We start from the raw sequence: 21,974 nt of genomic DNA on the forward strand, positions 1-21,974 counted from the left end.
ATCTATGAATACTTCTTTTTTATAACTTCACTTTGATAATTAAAAGCCTCTTTAAAAATAGATGTATCACCAGCGATAATATTTTTAGCTAATTTATTTACTGCACTTGATAAACCATCAATTATCCCAGACATGTTTCCATTGATAACTTTTTCTCTTTTCTTAATCTTAGATATTGTTACATTATCAACATCATTTAAGAGAAAAGTTTTATCATCCCATCTATTTAAAAATCTTGCAATAGAATAAATGTTAATAGCCTTAGAAGCATCAATAGACTCACCAAAGAAAATCCTTTTTGCTGGAATTTCTCCATTTTGCAGTTCAACAAATACTACTCCAATATTTGCTCCAGCAAAATACCAATAAACCTCAACAGCAATAGATCTACCAATATATTTTACTACCACTTCTGAATCTGGATAATAATCTTGGTTTTCAACCTTAGCCTCCACTTTCTTATATCCATAATTTTCTAAGAACTTAAATTTTTGATTAACTTCATTAATAAACTGTTGCACCATTATATCCATTCTATCGCCTACTTTCAAGGGTTGTACTTTATAACATTTGGATATTTCCAATTTTGATAAATGCTTCTGTTTTCTACTCCGTAAAATGGACTTCTTGTAGCTCTGCTTGGGTCTATTCCAATATCAATAACAGTAGCTCCCTTCTCTTGTGTCCAATACCTGATCCATGAACGATTAGCCTCCAAATCAAGCCTATTTAAATTTCCTGGTGAGGATCTAAAGTTCTGTGGGTTATAAGTTTTTACATCAAACCCTTCTTGCCTTAATTGTTCTGCCACAGGATTTACTCTACCCATTGATTCACCTATTATTACAACTGGTTTATCTTTTGTAATCTGTCCAGTTATTCTATCAATACCTTTAGCAGAATTATCCCCGCTCTGCCCATTAAATAAATTCAAATTAACGTTGATTCCTTGGTTACCCTGGTTTAATCCTTGCTTCCATACGTTATATTTGGTTCCGTAATAGTCTGCTACCGGTGCTGCTTGGGCTATGAAGTATTGGACTGCCATAGTTGCCGATGCTGTTGTCATTATGGCATCTGCCATTCTGAATAGGTCAACATCCCTTGTGTAATGCCTGTTTAATAGTATGTCTGCATCTGATATTATAGAGCCTGTTATGAATTCACCAAAGGCACTTCTGTTCTTCGGTCTGCTTATGTCTGCCCATTCTCCCGTGATAGTGTTTTTATGGTATTTGGGTTTCATGCCGGTGAGTATTTCATATACTTCATTTCTCAGGTCTTCTTTTGCTTCGTTTTGTGCAGCACTTCCGTTCTTTTGTGGTGCCAGGTAGTCCTTTACTCCATGTATGTCTATTATTGATGCAAATGCAATTTGTTCTGCTGTAAATTTTATTCCCCTATTATGCTTTGCATCGGATAGTACTTCTTGATTGTGTATGTTTGGGTGTCTTTGGTTCTCTATTTGGGCTATTCCTACGTCTTTTCCGACTTTTTCCCAGATTTTCTTATTCCCTGGGCTGTCTGCAAATCTTATGTTGTCTTTTGATACGGTTACAAGTTCATTAATGGATGATACACCAAAGTCAATCTGAAGGTCTTTTCTTCTTACTCCCTGGGCGTTTACTCCATATGATTCTGCTGCTATCAGTTCTTCCAGCCTTTTTTCTACAATGGCTTTTTCCTTTGAGCTTGGCTTTTTAGTTTCTGTGTAGTTTTTGAGTTCTTTTTCATATTTGTAGCGTTCCCAGGTTCCTGCGTCGTCTCCCTTTTTTTCTTTTAATTTTTCAGCTTCTTTATTGCCTTTTTCAAGTCTTGCCAGTTCTTCACGGAGTTCGTTGGCTCGTTTATTGGCATCTCTTTGGGTCTCATTCCAGTCCTTTTGTCCTGCGCCTCCTCTGCCTGAGTTCGCTTCTTTCCACCATCTGTCCTTTTGTTTGTCTATTTCCTTTATTATGTCGTTTATTCTGTCGTGTCCTGTAGGGTCTATGAAGTTTATAGGGTCATTTCCGCAGTAGGTATAGAGGTTTAGTCCAAGTGGGTCATCCGCTCTTCCCCAATAGCTGTCTTCATTTATGAAACGACCTATATATGGGTCATAATATCTTGCCCTCAAGTAGTAGTTGCCTGTTTCTGCGTCATAGAATTCTCCTGCATATCTTATGGCATTACTGTAGGTTTCTATTGTCAGGGTCGGGTTGCCGAATATGTCGTAGTCATATTGGTTTTGTATTTCCCCGGCTTCCGATACCGTTTGTGTTACGTCTCCGTGTCCGTTGTACAGGTAGTAGGAGAGGGTTCCGCTTTTGTCAGTTCTTCCTATATAGTTTATCCCTCTTGCATATCTTATGGTGTCATTGGGTCTTGTTTCCAGTATCACATGCTGCCTGTCGTAGAGGTAGGCGGTTGTTTCGGCTTCATTGGCCTTGTCCGATCTTCTTGTTGTTTTTTCTGTTCTAAGGTCGTCTCCGTTGTATGCGTATTCTGCTATGGTTTGTATGGTTGTCTTTATTGTTTCCGTTCTTACCAGTCTGTTGAAGCCGTCGTATTTGTTTATTGTTTGTTCTACTGCCCCATGGATGGGTTCTGTGGTGTTTTCATTGTATATTGCTGCTTCATATGCCTTAGGATTGGCTTTGTTATACAGGGATAGGTATTCTATGCTTCTTCTTATTTCGTTTCCGTTATTGTCATATCTGAAGGTGGTGATTTTCTCCAATAGTTCTGTCCCTGAGGCGTCTTTCATCTTTTCCGAGAGCTTCAGCAGTTTGTTGTTGTTTCCGTATATGTATTCGCTTCTCTTTATTATATATTTTATTTCACTTATTCCCGTACCGTCAATAGCTGGTATTGTTTGTTCCGAGGTATAGGTTTCGTCTTGGGATATCCTGTTTCCTGCGTTGTCATAGGCATATATGGTTGTCTTGCCCGGGGCTTCTACTTTTTGTATCCTTCCGGCCTTGTCATAGGTGTAGCTTGTGGTGCCGTAGCTGTCCGTCTTGCTTGTTTGCCTGCCTGCTTTGTCATAGGTGTAGCTATAACTGGATAGTGTTCCGCCGGAGGCTTTTTTGTTTGTCAGTTCCAATAGCTTATTGTTTTTGTCATAGGTATAGGTTTCTTCTATGGAGCCGTCATAGTTGATGTTTTTCCTGTTGCCGTTTTCGTCATATTCATAGGTTATGGTCCTGCCGTCAAAGCTTACTGTTTCCATCCTGCTGGACTTGTCATAGGTGTATTGTGTTGTATTTCCCAGCTTGTCAGTAACACTTGCTATGTTCCCTATTGGGTCATAGGCATAGCTTATCCGGAGCTCTCCGTCCTTTTCTATGGTTTCGAGCCAGTTGTTCTCATTGTAGCTGTAGGTGCTTGTCCCTGTGCTGTCCGTCATTGTTTGTCTGTTGCCCGCTTCATCATAGGTATAGGTTATGGTCTCCCCTGTATCTGCCGCTCTTCTTTCCGTCAGAAGCCCCCTGTTGTCATAAGCATATATGGTCTTATTGCCGTTTCTGTCCTTCATGCTTGCGGTCATGAGCGAGAGATCATATTTATATGAGATAGCCTGATTCTCTGCATCTATATAGGCGGTGAGAAGTCCGAAGCTTCCATATTCGTATCTTGTTATTTTCCCTCTTCCATCTGTCATGGTAAGCTTGTTTCCGGCTTTATCGTAGGTATATTTTGTAGAAATGTTCATTGGGTCTGTTACTTTTATCAGTCTTCCTGCGTTATCATATTCATATTGGGCGGGATTGCCGACTCCGTCAGTGTGCTTTGCAAGCTCCCCGTACTGGCTATATTCATATTTTGCCGTGCCGCCTTCCGGGTCTGTCATTTTTATCAGTCTTCCTGCCAGGTCATATTCATAGAGGGTGGCGTATCCCTTGCCGTCTGTTTCCTTTATCACATTTCCTTTCGCGTCATAGTTCTTCCTATTGATAACCTTGCCGTAGGGGTCTATTACTTCCTCTATTCTGTTCAGCTTGTCATAGCTATAGCTCATGGTGTGTCCATTGGGGTTTGTCTCGCTGATCCTGTTCCCTGCAAGGTCATATCCGTACTCATAGGTATTGTTCATGGCATCTGTCATAGTTATGAGCCTGTTCATGCCGTCATAACCAAAGGTGGTTTCGGCGCCTTTTTCATTTATCTCCTTGACCTTGTTTCCGGTCTCATCATAGAAGTATTGCACATATACATCGCTGCCATTGTGCTTTCTGTTAATTTTCTCAAGCCTGTTAAGAATGTCATAGCTGTATGTGATCGTATAGTCTTCTCTGCTTCCCAAATCAGAATCCGGATAACCGTAAGCTTTTGGATTAATAGTCTTTATCCTGTTTCCCAGGAGGTCATATTCATAGCTTGTGATAATGCTTATCCTGTCAGAATTTTCTTCATCCCTCAAGTCAGATATATTGGCTATTTCTCCGGCTTCAAGGCTTTCTTCATCTATCAGCTGTATGGATCTTGTCATCCTGTTCTGGTTATCGTATTCATATTTTGCAATATCGTAGACATCGTTTTCTCTCAGGCTTTCTGTCTCAATCAGATTGCCATTCTTGTCATAATGGTATTTCACATTGCTGCCATTGCTCTGGATTGTTTCTTTGAGCAATCCGTTGGGATGGTATTCATAATTGGTTATTCTTTTTGACAGGGGCTCCTTCGTACCCGTAGCTATATAGCTTATAATATTTCCAGTCTCATCATAGATGTACTTTTCGATATAGTAATGATAGTTGCCGCTGCCTATTTCTTCTATTGGAGTCCTCTTCTCAGATAAGCGGTTGTTTCCGTCATATTTGAGCTTTGTTATGCTTCCGCCTCGGTCTTTGTAGGTTACAAGATTGCCTGAGAGGTCGTATTTGAACTCCTGTGTATTACTATAGGCATCCGAGATCTTGGTTTGCCTGCCTAAAGCATTATATTCAAATAAAGTAACGCTGCCTTTTTGATCTGTCTGCTTCGTCATACGGCCTTGCTTATCATACTCATAAAGGATGATGCTTCCGTTGGCAAAGGCTGCCTTAGCCAGTGTCCTGTCCGGATTATATTCAAATACTGCTGCATTGTTTCTGGCATCGGTGCTTTTTATTATATTATCCAATATGTCGTATTCAATTGTTATGGCATTGCCTAACCCATCCGTCTTTTTTACGAGGCGTCCAAAGCCGTCGTACTCATATACGGCGCCCAAGGATGCATCAATATCTCCCTTATACCTGAGACCATCTACTTCCTTGATCATTCTTCCGCTGCTGTCATATTTCATATATCTGATGCCGGCCCCGTCCGGATCGTATACTGCAGTCAGCCTGTTCATGTTATCGTAGGCATAGGACATGCCTTTCATGGCATCGGCAAGTTCCTCAGTGTCTTTTGCTGCGCTATATTCGTTGGGGTTTACCTGCTTTACAAGATTGCCGGATACGTCGTAGATATATCGGGTTGTGGCTGTTCCTCCTGCAGCCGGTGTATGCTTCCTTATCAGCTTGTTAAGCGGATCGTACTCATATTTGTTGGATATATTTAGTCCGTCCTTTTCTTCTATAAGATTGCCGCGGAGATCGTAGACATAGGTTGTCTTATTTTCAAGGGCGTCAACTTTTTGCTTCAATTTCTTATCAAAATCATAGACAAATCGGGTTGCATTGCCCATGGGATCGGTTTGAGATTTTAGCAAGCCATTGTTATAGTAGTCATATCTTACTGCCGACCATACCTTGCCGCTATAATCAGGATCAAACTTCGCCTTTGCCAGATATGACGAGTCTATAGAGGCGCTTTCAACAAGGGTTATTTCCTGAGCAAGCCTGGATAATTCATCGTAAATGAATCTCTTTACATCATATTTCCCTTCTGCTGTCTTTGTCTCCATAAGCAATAAATTGCCTCTGGCATCGTACTTATTTACTGTTCCCCTTCCATTTGGCCCCGTAGTCTTTATCAGCCTCGATGCCTTATCATAGGCATAGGTAGTCTTGTCCCCTGAGGTTTCATTTATTGGAGCAAGGCCTTCTTTTATAGGCTCCTTGCTTACAAAGGTTTCTCTGGACAGTATATTGCCCGCCTCATCGTAGGTATTGCGTATTGCTCTATATGAGGAATATCGGTTGTCCGAGCTTAGATATTCCTTGGAAGTTACTAGGTTTTGGGCAGGATCATACTCAAATTGCCTGCTGTTGCCCATTTTGTCCACACTTTTTATAACCTTGCCCAGGTTGTTGTATTCGAAGGTTTCTGAAGTCCCGTCAGGGTATTCCAATTTATATGGGCTTCCGAAAACGTTCATATATTTCTTTGATACATTTCCGGCTCTATCGGTGAATGTCATCTCGGCCTTTCCTGTAAGGTCATAGCCGTATGCTTCCTTGATACCGTCAGCATATATTTTTTCTTTCAGAAGGCCGTTAAGATAATATGAATATCTTGTTATGTTTCCGTATGCATCCTCTTCCGTCAGCATGTTTCCCGCACCATCGCAGGTATACTTTTTAGTGTGCTTATTTTCTCCGTTTTCTTCATTATACCTTGCTGTTTCGGCAGATATATATAGGCTCACGCGATCCAGAGCATCATATTCATATTTGTCGCCTATTGAGGCAGAAGGATCACTGCTGTTATAGCCTTCTCCATTAACCTCCTTTATGATATTTCCTCTTCTGTCATACTCACGGTAGGATATTACAAAGCTTGTACCTCCATTTTTCGCAATGGTTCTCACAGGCCTGTTCAATGCATCATATTCGGTTTCAATGCATGGGGCAGTATTGATGATATTTGGATCAGCCTTTTCTGCTGCAGCCGTATAATACCTTGGATCAATTTCCCTTATCCTATTTTTTTCCCCGTCATAGACAAAGCGGCTGGTATTGCCCATTTCATCACCTTGTCTTATGAGATTGCCCATACCATCATATTCATAAGCCTTCGTGCATGCTATACCCTGAAGGTTGAGAGTTTCACCTGTCATGAAACCCCTCTTGTCATAGATATAAGCCGTTGTTTTCCGATTTCCGTCCTCTTTATAGGGCTCCAGCTTTTTAGTCATCCTATCTCTATAGTCATAGGAGTAGTTCGTCACATAGTATTTGCCATCATTGAGGATTCTTTTCTCAAGCAGGTTTCCTGCCATATCATAGGAATATCCGGTCGCATAATTTCCTCTCCTTGTATCGCCTTGCTCCTGCATAAAGCCTTCTTCTGCGACAGCCCTGCCTGCATAGTCATAGACATAGCTTGCCCGTATGAAGCTTGTTTCCGATGAGTCTGTATACTCGGTCTGCTGCAGCATATTTCCATTCTTATCATACTTAAAATTGGTATGGCTCTCTCTACCATTATCAAGCTTCTTGTATTCATCTGCCAATCGATTCATTGAATCATAGGCATATGTCGTCTCGGATGCCAGACTGTCAACGCCATTAGAAACCGTACCTGCCTTTATGCTTATTACATTTCCCGAATTGTCATAGGTATAGCTCTTATATGCATAGTTTGGATCATTTTTCTTATAAACCTTTTCTGTAACCAGCCTGCCTAGAAGGTCATATATATATTCCGTTATTTTATTATCCGGCTCCTCTTTCCTAAGAAGATTGCCCATATTATTATATTTGTACACAGTTTCATTTTTTAGGGCATCTATCTGCTTAACCAATCTGTTCAAATCGTCGTAAATGAATTCTGTTGTATTATTTCTTGAATCTGTCCATGATACTTCGTTGCCTTCAAAATCATAGGAGCTTCTGTTTGTATAGAAGGTTTTATTGTCAGGAGTGGCCTCTGCGGCTATAAGCCTGTTCATAACATCATAATGCATTTTGCTCTTATAGCCTTCTTCATCTGTGACCGTAACCAATCTGAAGGTATGGGGGTCGGTACCTGTTTCATACTTTAACAAAATACTTTCCTTTTCTGTCTTATCCTTCTCCCAGTATGACTTCTTTGTGAGCAGATCAGCACTGTTATATTCATATCGTATGCTATTGCCATTGGCATCTGTTTCTTTTATCTTGTTTCCATCCGGATCATATTCATATTTGTTTACTACATGCCACTGTTCTTTATCAAAAACGCTGTACTCCAATAGATTCCCCGTTGTATCATAGCTATAGGAAGACACTGTTCCGTTAGGATCGGTGATTTCTCTCTTTCTATCCTGATTCCATGAGTCTATATATTTGTACAGAATTGTGCCTCCGTCAGGATTTTCAGTTTTTACGGGTCTGTGGAAAATGTCATGTCCGTGGCTTGTCCTATTGCCGTTTTGATCTATTTCCGCTTTCACGTCTCCTGTAAGAAAATCATATACATAATGCTTAGATATTTCCGCACCATTGAGTGTGCTGTATTCTCTGGTCAGATATGCTCCCTTGTGGTCTGTTCCGTCTTTGTCAATTCCATATTCATAGTAGGTTGTATAAATATTATCAGGGGAGTTGACGGTTTTTCTTATCATATTGCCGAAGCCATCATATTGATAATCGGTGACTGAAGGCTTCAAGCTGCCGTCTTCTGCATGGAGCTTGCTCTCCTGTATTGTATTACCCCTATCGTCGATTGTATAAGTTATCTGGCATTTTGTATCGCTGTTTTTATTCCATGTTTTTGAAGCCGGCACATGGAATCTGTTGATGTCGTAGGAATAAACAACCATATGTTCACTATCAGCAGGAGGGTAGCCGTTAGAATCTCTCGGAGCCAGCGGTCCCATATAGTTGGTCAGGTTCCCGAAAGCATCATATCTGAAGTTCTCTATTTTCTTAACAGGCTCTCCCATGGCCTGGCCATTTAATACATTGTATACAAGCCGCTCCGTCTTTTTGGGAAGCTTCATCTCATCATATTCGGTAGTAATTACTTCCTTATGGTCGTTTCCGTATTCCTCCTGATTTACAAGCTCATATAAGCCATTATAGGTATACTTTATCTTTGCTCCTCCCGATTCTGCCTTCTCACTGTAGAATCGATATGTGTCCTTCAAATAGCCGTCATCTTGGTCTTTATAGCCTTCAAAACCGAAGCCGTCGGGAGCATTGGTATAGGCATAGTTTATTTTATTCATTGTTTTTCCGGTATATCTATCTATGAAATTGGGCTTTGCTGCGTCGTAGCCGGTCTTTGCTATCTCCTGCTTTTCAAAAATCTTTCGATATTGCATGCTTCCCTTATCGGACAACCTTTTTGCAAAGGTGCTGTAAACATACTTTATCAGCTTGTTCTCTTTGAAATAGTTTATTTGTGTAATGTTCTCATATCGGTTAAAAACCGAATAGGTTTTACCATTATTGTAAGTAAAGCCGAGCTCAGGCTGTTCATACCAGTAGTGATATTTGACCAGCCCATCTACGTCATAGACTCTTTGCAGCCTTGTCCTTATTACTTGCTGAGTTCTATTGGATATAAGCACAGCGCTCTTATCGTACTTTATCTTTTTTCCGTCAGGTAAATTTACCACAACCTGAAACTTGCCTTCCAAATCTCCCGAATAGACAGTATTGGGATTCTGGGATTCCTTCCAGCTTTCTTCCTGGTTATATGCTGTGGCCTTAATAGGCTTTACCTTGAAGCTATAATCTTCGTTATAGTTAAAGGTAACGACTCTGCCCACAGTATCGGTTATTTTGGAAATCAGCTTCTTTTCCCTGCTTGTCCTGTTTATGGTATACTTCTGTGATAAATATTCAAATTTAATAGTATTTCCGTATCTATCCACAATGCCCAACACTCTGCCGTCTTCAGCAAAGTATGTCTTTTTTCCGGCTTTGTCAATCATCTTGTACTTTGATGTTCCACCGGTCTGTCCGTTATTGAACTCAGTGCTTTGAACCACTATTGCATCTATTACGGTCTGCCCTTCTACATAATATACTTCCTTGCCCTTAAATTCTCCGCTGACTATCTGCTTGAGTATTTTGGTGCTGCTGTCAACGGTTGCATTTGAGTCAATAATAGGACTGAGGTCTTTAAAAACATTTACTTCAGTCAGCCTGTAGGTATCTCCGCTTTCGGTGTGCAAAAATTTATAGCTGCTTCCGTCCTCATTTTTCCTGACTTCCATCATCGGAAAGGAGAATCTCATACCAAGGCCTATATTGTACCTGTCTTCAAAGAAGGAAGATGTGGTCTCGTCTGAATGTATATAGTCAACCCATGTTCCATTGACATATTTGACCTTCATTTCCTGTACGTTAGATATGCCGCTTCGATATATTCTCTTTATTTCAAGATCCAACCCGTTTTTCCCGGGAAGGTAAAAGTCGGTTTGGGCCAGTGTCAAATCTCCACTGGCTGAGCTGATGTTCTCTTCAGATGCATTGCTTCTCAGATAAACCGGTGAAAACTCCGTATTATATTGCTTTCTAGGTCCTACTACGTTATTTAAATACTCTTCCATGGTATCTCCATGGACAGTTTCCAAAGGCATGAGAACAAACATCATTGTAAGTATCATGATAGCTTTCTTTATTCTATTCAATCCATTCACCTCCTGTCTTCCTATCGATATTTCTCTTCAAGGCTTTGAGCGATTATATCTTCTTCGGTATTGCCTGCTTTGACTTTATCGACAACAGCCTTTCCATCCTTATCAAGTTTTTGTGCCAGTACAAGCGCCTCTATAACCCTCTCTTCGCTTAAGCCTGTGCTTTTTATATAGTTTTTTACCTGTGCATTTGTAATGGCGACCCGGGGAAGCTCACCGGAGGTATTTACTATCCCGAGCCCTTCATTTATAGTCTTCCAGTCTAGACCTTGACCTCGCATAGCCACCAATTCATCAAATTCCATTCCTGACTGCTGTGTTATTCTGTCTGCTATTATTACATCATCAGGAGTTATGCCGGGGATCTTAAATATCTCCTCCAGCTTTCCGGCTTCGAAATTACCAGGTATAAATTCCGGCGTTCTTTTTTTGTATTCCTTAAATATGGTTTCCCATGCTTTTCCTGATTCTTTCTGCTTTATTAAAACTTCAAGCTCAGCGATATTCCCATAGTCATTGTAAAGATACTCATAGGCCACAAGTACATCCTGCACTTTATGTCCATTGATATACATGTCTTCTATTTCTGTCTGAAAGCTTAGAGGAATCTCCAATTCTAACAGCAGAGTCTTATAGTTTGTTATATTCCTGGCTGCGTTTGCCGCATCAAGGTTTGTGATCGCATCTTCAACTTCCTTTTTGAGCACAACCTTGTTTATGTCAATTTCTTTCTTTGGTATTTCCACTTCCAAAGCTGCACTCTGAGCATTGATTTCAGAGGTTTCTTGTGAATATCTCCCGTTTATCTGGCTTTCGGCACCAGAGTAAACCATTATTCCGGCCTGGAGCATTCCCGCTATGAGCAGTACAAATACAATGGCCTTTATATGCTTGCTTTTATACATATCCTCTACCTCCTACTCTGATCTATGCCGTTGTTTTTAATTCCATCTATTTCTAAAATCAGTTCCTCTGCCGGATTTTGAGGTTTTATGCTTTGAACACTTGGTGTCTGCACCTCCGGAAGAAGGCTTTCCTTTGCCGTATCCGGCAGTGAGGGCGCACCTGTCTTTGTTTCAGGTGCCCCTTCTGTTTTCTTATTCATGCTTTGCAGCACCTCCAGCATTTTCTCTTCGATATCTGCTGAGGTAATGATATGCTGCAAGCCTTTTTCGGCAAGCTTCTGCTGCTTTTCCTTTTTATATTCCTCCATCCTTGCCAAGTACTGGCGAAGGTCTATTCCAAACTGCAGGGAGTATAGGTATTCGTCAAAGGCCGCCTGTATGGTTCCCATGTAGTCGCGAAGATTAAGAATAACATATACAGCCTCACTAAGATTGATTTCATTAGTCAATTCATAATATATAGTTGTATCTTCTTCTTTATTATCAGGAGTATTTATCCCGGTATCAGGGGCAAAAGGTGTCATTGCCTTCATATTTATTATCTCCCCAAGTTGGAATATCGCTCTCTCTATCAGGGATTTTGCTTCAACTATTTCTTCTTCTGTGAAGCCATCTTCCTTAAGCTTCTTCAGCGCAGCTTCATCCATATCGCTTTGGGCTAAGGCTTCCTCTCTCCTTGAGCCGTCGTCCCTGTAGCCGGGGTTGTTCTTAATAAGCTCAAGTATTTGGTTCCAGGTCTTGCCTTCCTTCCTGTGCTTTATTATTTCATCCGCCGTTACTCCGGTCATATTTGAGATTTCCGAAGCTGTCATTTTGTCGTCATTGTTTATCTCATAGGTCGGATTTGCATCATTTCTGGCATAGCTGGTCAATGTGAATACTATAGTTTCCATTATTATTACCAATGCAATCACTATTGCAAAGTATCTCGGCCACTTCTTACCGGTCGTCAACATTCTTCTCACCTCTTCCAATCTATTCCACCAGGTAATCAATATTTACATGTCCGCTTATCCTGGATTTGATGAGTATAGTATTCATTACTCCTGTCCAGGCTTTTCCTGCAGCTATCATCTTATCTACTTCCAGTTCTATCCTTCCGTCTGCATGTATTATGGCTATGTCAGTACCGGGTATGTTTCCGCTTTCAAGCTCTATCTCCTTCGTCTCTTCACAAAGGTCTATTATCTCTACTTCTTCCGGGTTATATTTCAACACTATCTTCATTCCCTTGAATTCCTGCATTCCCATGGCTGTCAATGCTATGCGGTATTCTTGTCCCGCTTCTGCTTCTATCATATAGGTAGGCTTTATAGTGCTTTTAACTATAGCCTCACTCCAGGGTGTAGCTCCTGCTATGTTCCTTGCTCTTATCCTATAGCTGTGCTGTGTCCCGGGGATAAGATCTTTGTGTATAAATATGGTGTCTGTTGTGCTTTCAATCATGTTGCCGTCTATCTCTATGTCATAGCCTGTGGCTCCTTCTTCTGCATCCCACATCAGTTGTATAGTAGTATTTGTGACTATGGCACTTATATTATTTGGTGCATCAGGAGGATTGGGCAATGTGGATACAGCCAGCACCGCACACCACGGACCTGCTTCTCCGCCTATTCTGGGTCTAACTTTATAGGTGTGATGGCTTACCGGTTCTAGTCCGCTGTGTATATACACGGTATTCTTTCCGTTGTTCTTTATTTCCCCATCAACCTCCACGTCATATTCTGTGTCTGCCGCCACTGCATCCCACATGAGGGTTATGCTTGTGTTTGTAACTACTGCCGCTACGTTGGCAAGGGTCATGCCTTCGGACTCAGTCAGAGTGTATACTGTTACCATAGCACTATAGCCGCTTTCTCCTCCTGCATTTCTGGCTTTTACCCTATAGGTATGTTTCGTGTCGGATGCCAGTCCTTCATGGGTATAGCTTGTGCCTGTTATTGTAGCTATTAAGGCTCCATCTGCCTCTACATCGTATTCTGCGGCTCTTTCTGCATTGTCCCAGATTATTATTATTTCCCTGGTCCCCGCTGTTGCTGTGAGATTATTGGGCATACTAGGCTTTTCAGGCAGTGTCTTTGCTATGACCTCTGCTGTCCATCCGCTTTCTCCGCCTCTGTTTCTCGCCCTTATTTTGTAGATATGCTGGGTGTCTGCTGCCAACCCTTGGTGTATATAGGTCGTTTCCGTAGTGCTGCCTATTATCGCTCCGTCAGCTTCTATATCATAGCTCTCTGCTCTATCCGTACTATTCCATATCAGTGTGATTGTGCTTTTGGTTGTTTCTTTTATCTGCAGCCCTACAGGCATCCCCGGGGGCTCCGGCAGTGTATCCTTTGTCAGAAGGTCGCTCCAAGCTCCTGCTCCTCCTCGGTTCTTAGCTCTCACCCTATAGGTATGCTGAGTGTTTGGCAGCAATCCGCCATGGGTATAGCTTGTTGCTGTGATACTTTCTATTATTTTGTTATCTGCTTCTAGGTCGTAGCTCGTTGCCCCCTCTACTGCGTCCCAGTTAAGCCTTATTTCGTTCTGGGCTGCTTCCGCTCTCAAATTTACCGGTACCCCTGGCGGGTCAGGCAGGGTGTATGCTGTAATTGTGCTGCTCCAGTCCCCGGCTCCGCCTTTGTTAACCGCTCTCACTTTGTAAGTATGCTGGGTGTTTGGCATAAGGCCTTGATGTATATAGGTTGTGGTTGTCAGCCCCGATACTATGCTCCCATCTTTTGATACTTCATAGCTTAGTATATTGGGCATTGCCGACCATGCCAGCGTTATAGAATGTTTATCCGGATATGTCGTTACATTCTCCGGCGCCCTTGGCAGTGTTGTTGCATTTATTCCTGCACTCATCTGTGTCTCTTCGATTGCTCCGTTCCTTGCTTTTGCTGTTATGCCATAGGTCGTATTGGGTGTCAGCCCCGTTGCTCTTATCCTTTTATTTGACAGTGTTATCCATTGAGGAGCATCTGCTAGTATTCCAGCAGAGCTTATATACTTAGTTCCCGCCATTATCTGGTATTGGGTGTTTGATGGATTATTGTCGCTTACTATTATATCTATTGCTGTTGTGACAGCATTGCTTGCTGTTACTGTGGGCCTCTGGGCCTTTGTGTAAACTGTTATGGTTTTTTGTGATGTATTTCCTACTTTGTCCCTTGCTTCCAGCTTTACTGTATAGTTCCTGTTAGGCTGCAAAGAGGTCTGAGTATGTGTGTTACCTGCCTTCCAACCGCTCTGGTAAGTGCTTGTGCCATCTGTTACCATATAGTTATAGGGCAGTGAATCCATGCCTGCTACAGCATCTGAGGCACCTCCTGTTATTGTGATGCTGTTGTCTGTTGTTGTCGCATTAAGAGTGGATATTACCGGCGGAGTCTTATCTATTCTGAAATCTACTGTAGCTTGAGCAGTCAGTAATCCGTCGGATACTTCAAACCTCATTTTATGAGTTCCTTCCAATAATGTGTTCATATTTAGTGCAGTAAAACTCACTGTCTGAGCGGTCTGTGTATTACCTGCAACAGTCTTTGTCTCCTTCAGCACTTCATCTACATAGTATTTGCAGGTCAGGGCATTATTGTCCGGATCTGATACTGATATCTGGGGAATTATCGCAATGTCTTTCGTACCGAATATGCTATTAGATGTAGGTTGGGTTACGGTTAGGGTCGGATTAGTATTTACAAGACCTTTTCTAACATACCAATATCCATCTGTGAAAACTCCATTACTTGGATAAGTGAATTCCTCGCCTATAATATTAGATTGGACTATAGCTCCTTTTGCTCTAGTGTTATATAATATGGCTTTTCTTGCCCAAGTTGGACCATCCTCATTGGTTCCACCATATATTAATATCTTTCCTCTAGCTTCATAATTTGAACAAGCCGAACTATAGTTATAAGTAGAAAAATATCCAGTTTCTGAATCAATCTCCCACTGTGAATGTCCATATCTATTTCTACCACCTCTATCACTATATATATATGGTTCTGATGCATACCAGTAATAAGAACCAGTAACCTCATATTTATCATAATAATAATATACTGGTGCTGCTGCCCAAATCTGCCCCATTTGTATCTGTATAAAGTGTTCATTAGATAAAGTTTTTTGTATATTCCTCATGTCAGTAATTTCAATATTTACTGAAATTACCATAATTATTATTATAAACATAGATAATACTTTGAACAATTTCCTATTCTTCATTTTTTCCCTCCTAGCTGATTATTTTTTAAAAGGCCTTTACTACATCACATCTGTAAATAATAGCTTTGGTCGGAAATACATTGTTCAATCACATAGATTATCTTTGACTGTCCGTTTATCTTGGCTTTGAACTTGACTGCATTCATGATTGCTTTGCTTGGATCCTTCAGGCTGAACACTATGGTACCTGGAGTAAACTCCCTTACTTCCAGATTGGTACCTTGTATCTCTCCGATTTCAATATCTTGCTTTGCTGTAGCCGCACATAAGTCAACTGCTTCCAGCTCTTCCGCATTATAAGTTACAGTGATGCTTCTTTCAGCAATCTCCTCCATCTTAGGTGCTGCAATTACAAAGTTAAACAGGCTGTCTTCCGAACAATTGAAGGTCAATTCCGGCTCGGTTGTACCTGCGATTTCTTGACTCCAAGGGCCGACTTCATGTTCATTTTTTGCCCTTACTCTGTATATATGCTTAGTATTTGGAGCCAGCTCCCCATGCAAATAGGATAAATTAACACCATTATCAATAGCTGCTCCGTCAATTTCGATGTCATAACCTACTGCGCCGTATACGGCCTCCCAAACCGTTTTGATAGTCGAAGTTGTAGACTCTGTTTTTATATTGGCAGGCACATCCGGTGCAGTATATTTTATTATTACTGCACTCCAATCACTGGTGTTCGCCGCACTCTTCGCCATGACTTTGAAAGTGTGCGGAGTATTAGGGACAAGCCCCTCCAGCTTGTATGCAGGTTCAATTATCCCGCTCACTATATTGCCATCCGCCTCAACATCGTAGCTTTCGGCGTCTCCGACAGGTGTCCAGGTAAAAGCTATTGCAGTATTTGTAGACACTGCCTTTATTTCCGCTACTGACGCAAGCAGAGTCTTGGCAGTTGCATACTCGCTCCAGGCTCCTGTTGCACCGGCCTTTTTAGCCCTTATTCTATATAAATGAATTGTATTTGGCATAAGAGAGGTATGCTCATATTTTATTTCAAGGCCCTTCTCAAATATAGCGCCGTCCGCTTCGATTTCGTAGGCATCAACACCGTCTGCTTCATCCCATGTAAGAGTTATAGCAGTGCTGGTTGCTGTATATTTTATGTTAGAAGGTACGCCAAGCAAAGTGAACGCTCTTGCTTCTTCCGACCATTTTCCTGCACCGGCTTCACTTCTGGCCCTTACCTTGTATATATGCTCTTTATTGGGAGTCAGATTTTCATGAAGATATTTATTTTCAGCAACAGCAGCTATTACTATTCCATCCGCTTCAACCTCATATTTTATAGCCCCCTCCACTTTATCCCAGGCCAAACCTACAGAGCTGCTGGTTGCGGTAGCTGATAGATTTTGGGGCACATCAGGCAATGTCAGCTTTTTCACAGCCTCGCTCCAACTGCTTATACTGCTTCCGTTCTTGGCTCTGACCCTGTATATGTGTTCTGTATTGGGCAGCAAATTTTGATGAATAAACTCATTGGCTTCACCGATATCAATGATCAGTCCGTCTGCTTCTATATCATAGCTCATCACTTCATCAATCTTTATCCAAGCTATTTTGATTGAAGTATCGGAGGCTTCTGCCGCAGTAATAGTTGGCGCATTTGGTAATGTATAAGCAGTGATCAAAGCGCTCCAATCTCCCGAACCAGCCTCATTTTTGGCTCTTACTCTTAAGTTGTGTGAAGTATTTGGAGCCAGATCAGATAAGCTATATTCATTTAACAAAATACTTTCAAAAACTACGCCGTCTGCCTCAACATCATAACCCGCAGCACCGGCGACAGCATCCCATAAAAGCTTGATCGAGGTCTCTGTCGAAACCGTGCTAAGATTTACAGGTATACCATTCAAAGTAGATTTCGCTATTATGGAACTCCAATCACCTATGCCGTTTTCATTCTTTGCTCTAATCCTATATGTCCTCTGTGTATTCGGATTTAAGCCATTTTGACTATAAGTGGTATTATTACCGTTATCAATAGGCGTACCCTGTACCTCAACATCGTATTCTGCTGCTGCCTCAACTGCATCCCATGTTAATTCGATACTTGTACTTGTCGATACTGCTATAATATTTCCCGGGATATCAGGGGCAGTATACTTTGTCCTGAGTTCACTCCAATCCCCATTGCCTATATCATTTATCGCCCTGACCCTATATTCGTGAGCTGAGTTTGGAATAAGATCAACATACTCATATACAGTTTCACTGTCGTTATTGCATATAACCCCATCAAGCTCTATCTCATATCTTTCTGCGCCGGTTACCGGGTCCCATCGAAATGTGATAGTTCTGCTTGTAGATATGGTATCTATGTTTTCAGGCAATCCCACTTTTGTGATTTCCGACATAGGTAAGCTCCAGTATCCAATACCCGCATCGCTTTTGGCCCTTATTCTGTAGCTATGTTCAGTCATGGGTTGAAGGCCTTTATGAATATAAGCTGTACCAAATGCACTGTCTATTACGATCCCGTCTGCTTCAATGTCATAGCCTATAGCACCAGGTATGTCCTCCCAGCTTAGTGTTATGGCATAACTTGCGGGGTCTAGAACCAGATTCTTCGGAGTGTCCGGAAGGGTAGTCTTGACCAGCATCTCAGTCCACGCACCTGCACCGTTTTCATTCTTCGCCCTTACTCTATATGTGCATTTTGTGTTTGTATTCAAACCGTCATGCACATAGCTTGTACTACTGCTGTTGTCAATAATATTTCCATCAACTTCAATATCATAACCTGTCGCTGCTTCAACAGCATCCCAACTGATCTGTATATTGGTAGTGTCTGCCACTGCTGACAGGTTTTCAGGCGTTGCAGGAGCTGAAACCTTTGCAAATATTTCTGTCCAGTCACCTGATGATACTTCATTGACCGCACGTACCCTATACTTATGCTCAGTATTTGGCAGGACTTTATGCACATATTGGCTATCTGCTATGTTATCTATCACCGCGCCATCTGCTTCTAACTCATAGGTCTCTGCCCCAGGTGTATTATCCCATGACAAGATTATATCCGAGCCTTCTGCGGTTATATTTACGTTAGCAGGAATATCCGGCTTGGTATAAAACTGCTCCATAGGTATTATGGTTTTACCCTCATATGGGTTTGACCAATATAGAATGATCTTTGCCTCTTTGTTGATATTGAAATACTCTATTTCTATATCATATTTCTCACTGGCGATCAGCTCTATGGTTGCAGAGCCTTCTTTTGAAGAGTGTGGTTTCCAATAATCAATGAGCTCTTTGCCATTTATCCATAGCTTTGCTCCGTCATCGGAATATAAATATATCGTATATTTTGCTGTATATTGGGGCAGTATTTTCCCTTTCCATCTCACTGAGAATGTATTTTTCTTCATACTGGGATCAGGTGAGCCATTACCCCAGTCAAAATTGATTTGTCTGTCTACTCTTTTAAATATCAGCTTCTTAAAAATTATATTGTCGTAATATTCTCCTGTAAGCCCATTGCCGTTTCCCTGAACTGCCTCCTGATCTTCCAGGGTCGATATCTTGATGTCCTTGCTCCAATCGCTTGTACCAAAGCTATATACAGATCTTATGGATATATTATATTCGGTTCCCGCCGCTAAGTTTTCCAGCATGTACTCTGTGCTGTCGATAGAATCTATCATTTCGTTATTAAATCTAATATCATAGCTTTGTGCGCCGGGCGCTTCATTCCATTTCAGTGAAATCGAAGTAATCGAAGGAACCGCTTTTATATCATCAGGAGCCATCAAGGGGCTATAAAGCTGAGATTGAGGTATTACCTCCTTTTTCTGGTCTTTGGATGACCAAGAAAGCACAGCTTTAGCTTTTCCTAAGAATTCATAGTATTCCATCTTAATATCGTACTTCTCGCCTGCTAAAAGTTTGATAGTCCCTTTGCTTTCCTTATTAGGCAAAGATAGCGGATTATTTATGATAAGCTTGTTGTTTACCCATAATCGAACCCCATTATTTGCAAGAGTGTAAAAATTATACTTGCCCGAATACCTAGGCTGCACCTTTCCTGTCCACCTTACAGAAAAGGTATTGCCCTTAATTGCCGCATCAGGAGATTCAAAGCCCCAATCAAAGTTGATTTCATGATCTATTCTTCTTAAAGCCAGATCAGTGAGGCTTATATTGTTATAGTACTCCCCCAGCAATCCATTACCGTCAAAAGTGAGCTGCTCTTCTCCAGGAATTGGGTTTACAGGTTCAGTTACTCCATATACATATTCTGTTACCGTTATATCATTCTCCGGATCACTGTTTGTCTCTAGAGCATCATTTTTTGCTTCAAATGTCTTACAAACAAGCGGATCGCTCCATTCACTTAACTGTTCTTCATTTGCAGCTCTTATTCTAATCACATATTCTGTATTAGATTCCAACCCCTCAAATATATGCTCATTGACTTCTATACCCTCCGTGACGCTGCCATTTATCTCTATATCGTAACTTTCTGCTTCTGCAACTGGATTCCATTTTAGAGCAATCGTATTAACTGTTGCTGAAGTCTGAATATTGCCTGGAATGTCAAGTTTGTCTTTATCCAACTCGTCCGAATATACTTCTTCACTGAGTATACCCGGCATACCAAAACATAATTGGAATATGAGCAATATCATAAAAGCACTATAGATTCTCCTCTTTTTTCTATTTCCGTACATTAACTAAACCTCCTTACTTTTTTATTGATACTTTCAAAATACTCAGGAGTTATCTTCACCGGTATCCGCCTCCTTATCAAGAAAGGTTGTAACAGTTAAGAAAAAAGGATGAATAAGCTCATCCTTTGTGAATAAGAAATTTCAACATGGTTTTATAAGATATCAAAATTATTGCTATATTATTGAGGGAAAAGAGCTAAAGATTTTTGACTTATCCTTTTTTGATAAATTTTTATCTTAATATAACTCTTATTACAAATAATTCTATTATTTGCATTTTCAATTAACAATACATTTCACTTAAAACACCTTTTTTATTGCATAAAAAGACAACTCTATGCTCTTTTATACTTTTGGCTCCAAAAAAAGCTAAACTTGTGCATGCCTTGTTTACCAATAAGGATTTGAAAATAAAATAGCTATAGTGCCTTATCAAGACGCTATAGCTATTTTATCAGCTTTTTATTATGGTCCCTTCTTCTATGTTCTCATCCGGCGAGAGGATAACTTCCTGCCCTTCATTCAAGCCTTTCAATACCTCAATCTCATCATCGCTTTCCAGGCCCTTGTCGATCTGTATCATCCTGGCCGCACCATCGTGGTTTATGAAAACATAGCTTTTGCCCTCATGTTCAAACACTGCTTTCTCATTTACAATAAGCGTGTTTTGCGAGCTTGCGGTAACTATCTTTATATCCATATCATAGCCGGGCTTTAAATTATCTACTGTTTCACCAAAGCTTATCTCCGCCTTTATCCTTTTTTGAGCTATGCCCAGATCGGACATTTTGCTGAAGGCCCGGGGATATATCTTTCTTACAGCGCCCTTCACATCAGAGATGCCCAGATCCTTATTGCTGATCAGCACTTCGGAGCCTTCCCTCACATTGGCTATATCATCTACTAAAATATCGCTAGTCAAAAACATATCATCATAATTCCCTATCTGGAATATCAGCTTCCCCTGGGGAACGACACTTCCCTGGGGGGCTTCCGCCAGCATCACTATGCCGTCTATAGGAGATTTTACTATATAATCCTTCTGCTTGCTTTTAAGATGGTTTATCTGGATCTGTATTTCATCTATCTGAGCCTTAAATTGCTTCTCTATATTGGGCGAAAATCCTTCCTGAGCTGCTGCCAAGCTGCTTTTAATGACTTCCAGGCTGGCTTCTGCAGAAGCCAAAGCGGCAACTGAGCTATCATATATGTCTTTGCTTATGCCTCCGGCTTCATAAAGCTTTCTGTTATTTTCCGCCACTCGCTTCGCCTCTTCATAGGCAATCTGAGCCGCTTTCTCTTGAGCCTCCAGCTTCTGCAAATCCCATTGGCTTATGCCTTTTCTTGCCTCTTCCAGCTTTGCCTCGGCAGCCTGCTTTTGCAGCTCCAACGCTTTTATATTGAGGAGCAGCTCTTCATCCTGTATTTTGAGCAGTACGTCTCCCGTCTTTACTCTATCTCCTACGTCCACTGCTTCAAGGGTCACAACCCCGCTTTGCAGGCCATAGATATCAGCCTTGTTTTTCAATTCCACCGATGCTTTCTCTTCAATATATTCCTGTATATTTCCTCTTTGGACCTTAGCCAGATTCACTGAAACCGCTTTACCCCCGGATAAAGCAAAGTAGGCTGCTGCCGATATGATTATTATTATAAGTCCCATCCATATAAGCTTCTTCTTGCCTCTCATATATTTCC

7 protein-coding genes are annotated in these 21,974 nt (G+C 41.2%); all 7 read right to left on the reverse strand.

Annotated features, from left to right (window positions below; translation table 11 throughout):
- Positions 1–2 precede the first annotated feature (2 nt).
- The 7 genes from AC4HCY_RS19685 to AC4HCY_RS19715 all read right to left on the reverse strand — a co-directional run bounded on the left by AC4HCY_RS19685 (position 3) and on the right by AC4HCY_RS19715 (position 21,966).
- Complete coding sequence (locus tag AC4HCY_RS19685) at positions 3–533, reverse strand: hypothetical protein (protein ID WP_491094966.1); 531 nt, start codon at positions 531–533, stop codon at positions 3–5.
- Positions 534–547: 14 nt separating this feature from the next.
- Positions 548–10,477, reverse strand: coding sequence for an RHS repeat-associated core domain-containing protein (locus AC4HCY_RS19690; protein ID WP_491094967.1), 9,930 nt, complete (start codon positions 10,475–10,477; stop codon positions 548–550).
- Positions 10,478–10,497: 20 nt separating this feature from the next.
- The gene (locus AC4HCY_RS19695) at positions 10,498–11,388 is read right to left on the reverse strand and encodes a hypothetical protein (RefSeq protein WP_491094968.1); all 891 of its coding nucleotides are present in this window, start codon (positions 11,386–11,388) and stop codon (positions 10,498–10,500) included.
- A 5-nt stretch (positions 11,389–11,393) separates the two neighbouring features.
- Positions 11,394–12,362 carry a hypothetical protein gene (locus AC4HCY_RS19700; RefSeq protein ID WP_491094969.1) on the reverse strand — a complete coding sequence of 323 codons (969 nt, stop codon included), beginning with the start codon at positions 12,360–12,362 and terminating at the stop codon, positions 11,394–11,396.
- 1 nt (position 12,363) lies between these two features.
- A complete protein-coding gene (locus AC4HCY_RS19705) occupies positions 12,364–15,600 on the reverse strand; it encodes a fibronectin type III domain-containing protein (RefSeq protein WP_491094970.1) in 3,237 nt (1,078 codons plus the stop codon).
- 44 nt (positions 15,601–15,644) lie between these two features.
- On the reverse strand, positions 15,645–20,276 hold the full coding sequence (locus AC4HCY_RS19710) for a fibronectin type III domain-containing protein (RefSeq protein WP_491094971.1): 4,632 nt from the start codon (positions 20,274–20,276) through the stop codon (positions 15,645–15,647).
- A 454-nt stretch (positions 20,277–20,730) separates the two neighbouring features.
- Positions 20,731–21,966, reverse strand: a complete 1,236-nt coding sequence (locus AC4HCY_RS19715) for an efflux RND transporter periplasmic adaptor subunit (protein ID WP_491094972.1) — start codon at positions 21,964–21,966, stop codon at positions 20,731–20,733.
- Between the last annotated feature and the right edge of the window lie 8 nt (positions 21,967–21,974).

The sequence above is a fragment of the Lutispora sp. QWL-02 genome, assembly GCF_058315355.1.

What these genes read in the sequence shown, in the direction of transcription:
- AC4HCY_RS19685 (WP_491094966.1), bottom strand. Translation starts at nt 533, where the DNA reads ATGGATATAATGGTGCAACAGTTTATTAATGAAGTTAATCAAAAATTT.
- AC4HCY_RS19695 (WP_491094968.1), bottom strand. Translation starts at nt 11,388, where the DNA reads ATGTATAAAAGCAAGCATATAAAGGCCATTGTATTTGTACTGCTCATA.
- AC4HCY_RS19705 (WP_491094970.1), bottom strand. Translation starts at nt 15,600, where the DNA reads ATGAAGAATAGGAAATTGTTCAAAGTATTATCTATGTTTATAATAATA.
- AC4HCY_RS19710 (WP_491094971.1), bottom strand. Translation starts at nt 20,276, where the DNA reads ATGTACGGAAATAGAAAAAAGAGGAGAATCTATAGTGCTTTTATGATA.
- AC4HCY_RS19715 (WP_491094972.1), bottom strand. Translation starts at nt 21,966, where the DNA reads ATGAGAGGCAAGAAGAAGCTTATATGGATGGGACTTATAATAATAATC.